Origin of the sequence: Microcoleus sp. N9_A1, from assembly GCF_036701795.1 — a bacterium.
Taxonomy (GTDB): Bacteria; Cyanobacteriota; Cyanobacteriia; order Cyanobacteriales; family Microcoleaceae; genus Microcoleus.
The window spans coordinates 1-7,904 of record NZ_JAUBRI010000127.1 but is presented as its reverse complement, the minus strand read 5'-3'; the positions used below and the strand labels follow the sequence as shown (position 1 = coordinate 7,904).

The following is a 7,904-nucleotide window of genomic DNA, read 5'->3' as shown; positions in this document are numbered from 1 at the left end:
AAGGAAGGAAGGAAGGAAGGAAGGAAGGAAGGAAGGAAGGAAGGAAGGAAGGAAGGAAGGAAGGAAGGAAGAAGAAGGAAGGAAGAAGGAAGAAGGAAGGAAGGAAGGAAGAAGAAGGAAGGAAGAAGGAAGAAGGAAGAAGGAAGAAGGAAGAAGGAAGAAGGAAGAAGGAAGAAGGAAGAGGGAAGAGGGAAAATTGCCCAATTCCCAATGACAATTCCCAATGACAACTGCCCAATGACAACTGCCCACTGTCCAATGAAAACTGTCAACTGTCAACTGTCAACTGTCAACTGCTTCAATGTACTGACTGTCTAACAGAAAAGCACCTTTTTCAAAGCGAATTCCCCAATAATTGCCGGGACGCCGATCGATCACAACGCCTTCAGCGCCGATCGCAATTAAATTCGCAGGCCGCAGCATCGGCATCGGTTCGGCAGTTTTGACGTAGGGCGGCATCGCCACAACTCGGACTTTTTGACCGATTGTAAATTCTTTTTCCATGAGTTTTATTCCTGTTTGGCGAGCGGCATAACTTAAGCGTAACTGGGAGTGCGATCGCGATCGATGAAATTTCAGACAGTATCTTTCATGCGTTTAGCCAGCAAACAATCTTCAAAGCTAAAAGATTCTTCGTCTAAAAAGCTAGAGATTGCCATTTCAATCGTAGCTTCAAGAGAACATTCAAGTTCAGCGGACTTGGACAAGAGGGCAGCTTTTATATAGTCAGGCAAATTATCGACCAACTGATGAATATCTTCGGTCGAAAGGTGTTGCTTGGTGATAGTTTGAGTCATAGTTCTCTGGGGATTTTAACGTTGTAGGGAGGGTTGCTGGCTTGGAGGATCAGGGTTTCTAATTCATATGATAACCCCGGTCTTTGCCATTGGTTGAGAGTGACGAAGGCAATCCTCACGTCGTCTGGATTGTAGCGATCGAGCCAGCCCCACAGAAAGGCTTTATGTCCGTTGCGAAGTCTGTCTCGCAAGTTTTTGGCTTTGCCAATGTAAAGCAGTCCTTCGGAGGAATGCCGAAATGCGTATAAACCTACTCTGGTAGGAATAGTACCAAAGTCGCGGCTGAGGGGTTGGCATTGCTAAAACGGGGTGAAGGCAAGGGTATCCAGAATTTGGCGGGCTTCTTGTTGGATAGAATCGGGCATGATGGGGGGGCGATCGGACTTTGCTTGATTTTATATTGAAGATCGCCCATTAATTACCGATTTAAATAATCCTGCAACAATTTCCAAGCCATTTGAGTACCCTCGCCTGCATTTACCTTCTCAAAATCTACATCTTTTCTCAAAACGACTAAACCCACACCTTCTTTGATTTCTATTGCCTCAATATTACTAATTCTCGCCAAGAATAGGTAATTATCCTGTAGGACTGCTTGATGATTTTGGGTTTTTTGATGAACAAAAGTTGTGACAAATTCCATTTTATAGTTTTTTTCAAGACAAGTTTCTTCCTCCAATTCTCGCACTGCGGCCTGATTTGGACTTTCTCCAATGTCCACGCCACCACCAAAAGTAGAAAGCATCCCTTCACTTGCAATACCTGGAATATTATCTCGCAGTTGTGCCACAATCTGGCCGTTCGGCAGGATTAGAAAAATGCGAACAATTGACTTAGGAATATTCATATTAAGTATTTGACAATCTATAGTTGAGAAATTAGGAGACTGCACGCGCCGTGTCCCTACCCAAAATAATATTGTAGGGACACCGTACGTGCAGTCTCCTCTATCCTGACGGAATTTATATGACGCAAAAACCCGGTCGATCAAGCTAATTCACTCATTTTAGGTTCAAGTCGCGCTACAATTGTCGGTCGGGATAAAAACGGCTGATCTAAAAGTAGGGGATAGTTGGTATGGCTACAAGTCGTCGCATAGAGCGCGTAGCTTCAATGATTAAGCGGGAAGTCAGTCTGATGTTGCTGAACGGCATTAAGGACGATCGCGTCGGTGCAGGTATGGTTAGCGTTACCGAAGTAGTTGTTTCGGGAGACCTTCAGCACACAAAAATCTTTGTCAGTATTTACGGTACTGATGAGGCGAAAGCCGAGACTATGGAAGGTTTGAAATCGGCAACTAGCTATGTTCGTAACCAGTTGGGGCAGCGGTTGCAATTACGCCGGACACCAGGAGTGGCATTTCTAGAAGATGGTTCCCTGGAACGGGGTGATAAAATGGTGATACTGCTGAATCAGCTTTCTGCCGATCGCAAACCAGGTATGTTTGACGACGAAGAATTGACGGATGATGGCGAAAAATTGACCAATGATGATGATGATGATGATGATTTAGAAGCAGACAAGGATTAATTAGCATCTGAAGGCAGTCAACAGTCAACAGTCAACAGTCAACAGTCAACAATTCCAAATTACCCATGATTGACAATCTTTCCTTGCCAGAATTGGTAGCCCAGATGTTCGTAGTGCGTGCTTCTGGCTACTTGTTCGACCATCAAATTCGCTATCTTGAATGGGAGCCAACCGCCGACAAACTCCGCTATTATTTGGAAAAGTTGGGCGTCGGTGGGGTGATTTTGGTCGGGGGAAGCGCTGCGGAGTTGGCAGTTCGATCGCACCAATTGCAGTCTTGGGCCAAGTTTCCGCTACTGCTGGCGGCTGATATTGAGGAAGGTGTCGGCCAGCGGTTCGCGGGGGCGACTTGGTTCGGGCCGCCGATGGCAATTGCCGAAGTGGCGCGGCACGATGCAGGTAAAGCCGATCGATATGCTGAACAAATGGGCTCTGTGACTGCGATCGAAGCTAGGGCGATCGGTCTAAATTGGATTCTCGCACCAGTCGTTGATGTTAACAACAATCCCGACAATCCCGTGATTAACGTCCGCGCTTTTGGCGAGACATCGGAAATTGTCGGCAAATTGGCAAGTGCTTTTATTCGCGGCGCAGGGCAGCACCCGGTTTTGACTACAGCTAAGCATTTTCCCGGTCATGGAGATACGGCGGTTGATTCTCACTTGGAATTGCCGGTTTTGCCACATTCGCCAGCGAGATTGGCTGCTGTTGAGTTGCCTCCTTTTGTTGAGGCGATCGCTGCTGGGGTCGATGCTGTGATGAGTGCTCACTTGCTGATTCCAACTTGGGATGCCGAGTTTCCTGCTACTCTTTCTCGCAAGATTTTGATCGGCAAGCTGCGAGAAGAGTTGGGATTTGAAGGTTTGATTGTGACGGATGCTTTGGTGATGGGTGCGATCGCCAATAAGTACGGCGCTAATGAAGCTGCTGTTTTGGCGGCTGAGGCTGGGGCTGATGTTTTGCTGATGCCGCTTGACCCGGAAGGGGCGATTTTGGCTGTCTGCGAAGCTGTTACTCAAGGGCGGATTTTATTATCACAAATCAAGGAATCTGTCAACCGAATTTGGAAAGCAAAAATTAAGGTGGGTTTGCCAATTTCTGACCCCCCCCAACCAGGGCGGGCACAGGGGCACCGCCCCTACAAGGGGGGGAGCAAGCATCCAGAATCGATCGACTCGATCGACTTAAGTTTGCTGGCAAATCCAGAGGCAAGGGCAACTGCTGCCGATATTTTGCGAGATTCTTTGAAATTTGGCGGCAATCTACCTTTGCAGGTTGCAAAACCCCCAGAAAACCAGCTTTTGCGGAATTTGATTGTTGTAGATGATGTTTTGGGGTGCGAGTTTTTGGGCAACCACACTCCTGCCATCGCCCTTCCCGAACAGTTTGGTTACGAATTGCAACTGATTGACGATCGCACAGGGGCGATCGCTGATAATACAGGTGCAGAGCATTTTTCTCCGACACTGCTGCAAATTTTCATTCGCGGCAATTGCTTCCGAGGCAGTGCTGGTTTGACCGAAGCAGCTCAAGATTGGTTTAAGAAATTATTAAAAACGGGAGAACTGCAAGCTGTGTTAATTTACGGCAGTCCCTACGTTTTAGAGCAATTTTTGCCACACTTGCCTCCGAGTATTCCTTATGTATTTTGTTATGGGCAAATGCCGGCAGCGCAATCTCTCGTTCTAGAAGTGCTATTCGGCATTGACGGAACTGGTAATGCTTGAGTTGCCCGACTCCTAAATCTTTCCTTTGGTGTTTCCGTCAGGACTTAAATTCATCAACCCGGTTTCTCGCAAGAAATGTTGCCTTTGGTGGCAAAGCATCCAGAAACCGGGAATCCGATGCGGGTTCCTAAGTTCTGAATTGAACTTTCCAGCAGATCCGCTTCCTAGTCAGGAAAATGTGCTGTTTATCAATATCCTAAGACAGATCCCATCACTTACTAATGATTCGTATAATTTATTTTTATTTACGGTGGTGAATTGTATAGCTGTATACGGACAAAATTTAACTTCCATATTCCTAAGTTTGGACTATATTATTACCAGGGCCATAAATTTTTTTAGTAAAACATTGAGGGCGCATTATGATTCACTCCACTATTCCCCAAATCCAATACTCTTTAGATGTGATCCAAGATGAAGCGCGTCACCTAGTCCACGAGGGCGTGCTGAGCCGCCAACAGCCTATCTACACGCTGTGCCAATTCATCCCACCCCGGGAATGGGCTTGTGTAGAGTGCGAATTAGAAAAATGCGACTTCTTACTGCGCGATCGCATTGCCGACCTGATCGGTTCTGAAAAATGGGACAATGACTAAAGTTTGGTTCTCTTAAATTAAGTTGGCAAGTAAACTCCGGCTGTGTTAAAGACTCTTGATTCTTTAATACTGGGATTTTTGGGCGCGCAAATTTTCCAACTCGGCCCTCAGCGCTGCCATCTGTGCAGTTAATTCTTGAATCTCTAGCTTTACGTTAGGCTGTACAACCGACTCGGGAGGAGCATCTGTCGCTGCATCTGATTGCTTGGGCGAGACAGATTCATTGTCTGCATTCTCCCGATCGCCCGGCCCTGAGAAAATAGTATCTACAAAATTCCGGGCTTCTCGCTCAGTCATTTCTCCTTTTTCCAGCAACTCATCGGCTAGCTGGCCAAAATCTGACTTCAGTTTGTCAAGATTTTCTTCTCGCTTCAGGGGATCTTGCAATGTCTCAATTAAAAAGGAAGTTGCACCTAAAGTTAGGTGAAATCCTGTTTGCAGCATTTGAGGCAGGTTGTCGGGATTCATCTAAAAATGCCGCTAGAACGTTTTTCTGAGTTTTTGGTTCGCTAGTTGCTCCCAAGTTGGGGCGTAAAGCCGCTTCTTAGCGCGAAGATGCGAAGTTGTCGATCGCGATCGCCCCGAGTTAGGAAAGATCAGCTTTTGGGGGGACGTTTTGCCGTTGTGCCAATACTAATCGTATCATTACTTCGGAAATTGATAAATGTCAACTGTAAATTTTTGTAACAAGAAATAGAAACATCCCCACTCGAAAAGTCAGTCTATCGGGGCTTACGCATGGGGGCGAGAAACCCGGTTTCTGCGAAAAATTTGGGACGAGGAACGAGAAATACACGAAGAAACTGGGTTTCATCAGTCAGCGTGCATAAATCCTATCTATTTAAGATTGGAGATTTGAGGTTGAATCGAGTTAAGGATACAGCGCCTCACCGGTGGAGGGGTCAAATATAAATAGTCGATCGAAGTCAAGCTGTACCTTTAGTTGATCGCCCGATCGCAAGCGAACATTCGCAGGTATTTGTAACTGTACAGTAGTTTCAGCACTCAACAAAGGCAAACTCGCCCGAATTAAAGTTTCTCGCCCTAGAGGTTCCACTACTTTTACCTCTACATCAAGAGGGACTTTTTCTAATGCCCAAACATCGGTTTTCAAATCATCTTCTTCTGCGTTTTGTGGCGTAAACATTTCTATATTTTCTGGACGGATGCCCAAATCAAATCCTTGTCCTTCTCTAGGCTGCAATTTTTTCTGAATCGAGGGCGGACAGGCTAAATGTTGATTTCCCACTTGAAAGGATTCGTTAGTATAAATTGCTGGCAAAATGTTCATGGCGGGATTGCCTAAAAATGTGGCAACCATGCGGTTAGCTGGTTTGGCATAAATGCTTTGCGGATCTCCAATTTGTTGAATTTTCCCCCCATTTAAGACTACAATCTTATCAGCTAAAGTCATCGCTTCCACTTGGTCGTGGGTGACGTAAATTGTGGTAATTCCCAGCCGTTGATGCAGTTGTTTGAGTTCGGCTCTAGTGTCATCTCGCAGTTGAGCATCGAGGTTAGAAAGCGGTTCATCCAAAAGAAATACTTTCGGTTCGCGGGCGATCGCCCTTCCGAGTGCTACCCGCTGCTGCTGTCCGCCTGATAGCTGTTTGGGCTTACGCTTGAGGAGGTGATCGATCGAGAGTGAGCGGGCTACTGTTTCGACTCGTTCTTGAATTTTAGTCGGGTCAACCTTCCGCATCCGCAATCCAAAAGCCAGATTTTCCGCGACAGTCATGTGCGGGTAAAGCGCGTAATTTTGAAACACCATTGCAACGTCCCGCTGTCTCGCCGGAATGTTGTTAACTAAATTATCTCCGATGTAAAGATTGCCGGAAGTTGCGGTTTCTAAACCTGCAATTGTCCGCATAATTGTGGATTTCCCGCAGCCGGATGGCCCGACTAATACCCAAAATTCCCCGTCCGGGATTTTGAAGCTGATGTTTTCGATCGCGGTGACGTTTTGGTAGCGTCTGGTAATATTTTCTAAGCGAACATTTGCCATTTTGTGACTGTAATTGGTAATTGATAATGAGTGATTTTTACCTTCAGTCTTCAGCCTTCAGAAAACTGTTCCAATTCTAAAACTGTGCGGTCTAATTCTTCAACTATAGGCGTTAACTCAGCTTGGCGGAATGCTTCTACTAAACAACGATAATACCAGAGAGAACCGTCTTTGCCACCTTTAAAGCGTTCCCAAACAGTATCTCCTAATTGACGGGAATCTTTCAGGATCGATCGAACATTATAAAGTTTATCAGCAGCCGAGACTAATCTGACGGAGCCAGAAGCTGTAGAAATGCGATCGATATAGGCTTGTTTTCCCTGCCACCAAGGGGGTTTCGGCGTCTCGTCACTGTCTGTACAGCCGTCTACAATCGCTGTGACAGTATCCCCAAAGCGGCGGCAGATGGCTTCGCGGGTGGTGTGGCCGCCTTGATCTTCGATCGCATCGTGAAGCAAAGCTGCGATCGCCTCATCTTCATTTGCCCCATATTCTAAAGCTATACTAGCCGTGCCCAACAAATGGGCAATGTAGGGAACGCCCGAACCTTTGCGAACTTGAGTAGCGTGCAATTCGGCGGCATAGGTGAGGGCTTCAGAAAAACGGTTTGAGAGAATCATGAAAGTCACCTTTCTTAATTGGTATGATATATAAATTGTCGGGCTAAGACGAATCAAGAAATTCTTCTACCCAACGAAACTTGCTCTGTAATGACAAGAATTTCTGATGCCAAATATCACCAGGTTGGTATTTTTTACGGATGGCTCTATTGGGTAAAATCTGGATTAAAATTAAGTCAAAATAAATTAGGCTGAGCCGATTTTAGCCTCATAAGTTACACAAATATTGAAAAATGGTGGGAAATTGTCTGTAGTGCTTACCTACTTGCGAGTCTCCATTCAAACGCCTTGCAAACTCTTAAGAAACCGCTAAGGGACTCGCGGACAAATAAAATACCAGTCAAAATGGGGGAATCGTGATATCCCATTTTGGTAAAGTTTCAGAACGTTGCCATTCGGGCAAATACTGTTTTAACTCATGAGGTAAGACTTTTACGCCTTTCTCATAAGTTATCTCAATTAAGTGTACAATGGGCTTAATTCCTTTCCATGTCATGTTAGATGCCCAGTTTATGGCAGTTTCAACCGAATCTAAAATAGCACCATTCCAATAATAGACCTCTTGCAAAAATCCTTTTCATCAGTTAATGGGACGGGCTCTCCGGCCCATCCCACAAGAAAAAATCACT

Annotated in this window: 12 protein-coding genes; 4 read left to right on the top strand and 8 right to left on the bottom strand. The window is 45.7% G+C overall.

Features of this window, described 5'->3' with window-relative positions; all coding sequences use genetic code 11:
• Positions 1–214 (top strand): hypothetical protein (locus QUA58_RS30140; protein ID WP_333257295.1); only part of this gene is annotated, 214 nt, incomplete at its 5' end.
• A 68-nt stretch (positions 215–282) separates the two neighbouring features.
• Here the strand turns inward: QUA58_RS30140 and sipA are convergent.
• The 4 genes from sipA to QUA58_RS30120 form a co-directional block, all read right to left on the bottom strand.
• Entirely contained in the window at positions 283–504 is a 222-nt protein-coding gene (gene sipA, locus QUA58_RS30135; protein WP_333257297.1) for a regulatory protein SipA, read from the bottom strand.
• Positions 505–575: 71 nt separating this feature from the next.
• Complete coding sequence (locus QUA58_RS30130) at positions 576–797, bottom strand: hypothetical protein (protein ID WP_333257300.1); 222 nt, start codon at positions 795–797, stop codon at positions 576–578.
• Entirely contained in the window at positions 794–1,063 is a 270-nt protein-coding gene (locus QUA58_RS30125; RefSeq protein ID WP_333257320.1) for a GIY-YIG nuclease family protein, read from the bottom strand. The genes QUA58_RS30130 and QUA58_RS30125 overlap by 4 nt, the downstream gene beginning before the upstream one ends.
• A 152-nt stretch (positions 1,064–1,215) precedes the next feature.
• A complete protein-coding gene (locus QUA58_RS30120) occupies positions 1,216–1,644 on the bottom strand; it encodes an NUDIX domain-containing protein (RefSeq protein WP_333257303.1) in 429 nt (142 codons plus the stop codon).
• A 230-nt stretch (positions 1,645–1,874) separates the two neighbouring features.
• On the opposite strand from QUA58_RS30120, the gene rbfA reads away from it, so the two are divergent.
• From rbfA to QUA58_RS30105, 3 genes are all read left to right on the top strand, one after another.
• The gene (gene rbfA, locus QUA58_RS30115; RefSeq protein ID WP_333257306.1) at positions 1,875–2,327 is read left to right on the top strand and encodes a 30S ribosome-binding factor RbfA; all 453 of its coding nucleotides are present in this window, start codon (positions 1,875–1,877) and stop codon (positions 2,325–2,327) included.
• A gap of 65 nt (positions 2,328–2,392) precedes the next feature.
• A complete protein-coding gene (locus QUA58_RS30110) occupies positions 2,393–4,054 on the top strand; it encodes a glycoside hydrolase family 3 N-terminal domain-containing protein (protein ID WP_333397812.1) in 1,662 nt (553 codons plus the stop codon).
• A gap of 362 nt (positions 4,055–4,416) precedes the next feature.
• A complete protein-coding gene (locus QUA58_RS30105; RefSeq protein ID WP_333057778.1) occupies positions 4,417–4,650 on the top strand; it encodes a DUF4327 family protein in 234 nt (77 codons plus the stop codon).
• A 63-nt stretch (positions 4,651–4,713) separates the two neighbouring features.
• Here the strand turns inward: QUA58_RS30105 and QUA58_RS30100 are convergent, their stop codons facing one another.
• The 4 genes from QUA58_RS30100 to QUA58_RS30085 all read right to left on the bottom strand — a co-directional run bounded on the left by QUA58_RS30100 (position 4,714) and on the right by QUA58_RS30085 (position 7,843).
• Complete coding sequence (locus QUA58_RS30100; RefSeq protein WP_333257312.1) at positions 4,714–5,118, bottom strand: hypothetical protein; 405 nt, start codon at positions 5,116–5,118, stop codon at positions 4,714–4,716.
• 403 nt (positions 5,119–5,521) lie between these two features.
• Entirely contained in the window at positions 5,522–6,655 is a 1,134-nt protein-coding gene (locus tag QUA58_RS30095) for an ABC transporter ATP-binding protein (RefSeq protein ID WP_333397809.1), read from the bottom strand.
• A gap of 50 nt (positions 6,656–6,705) precedes the next feature.
• Positions 6,706–7,275, bottom strand: coding sequence for an HD domain-containing protein (locus tag QUA58_RS30090; protein WP_333397807.1), 570 nt, complete (start codon positions 7,273–7,275; stop codon positions 6,706–6,708).
• Between the two features lie 340 nt (positions 7,276–7,615).
• The gene (locus tag QUA58_RS30085; RefSeq protein ID WP_333397805.1) at positions 7,616–7,843 is read right to left on the bottom strand and encodes an ISAzo13-like element transposase-related protein; all 228 of its coding nucleotides are present in this window, start codon (positions 7,841–7,843) and stop codon (positions 7,616–7,618) included.
• Between the last annotated feature and the right edge of the window lie 61 nt (positions 7,844–7,904).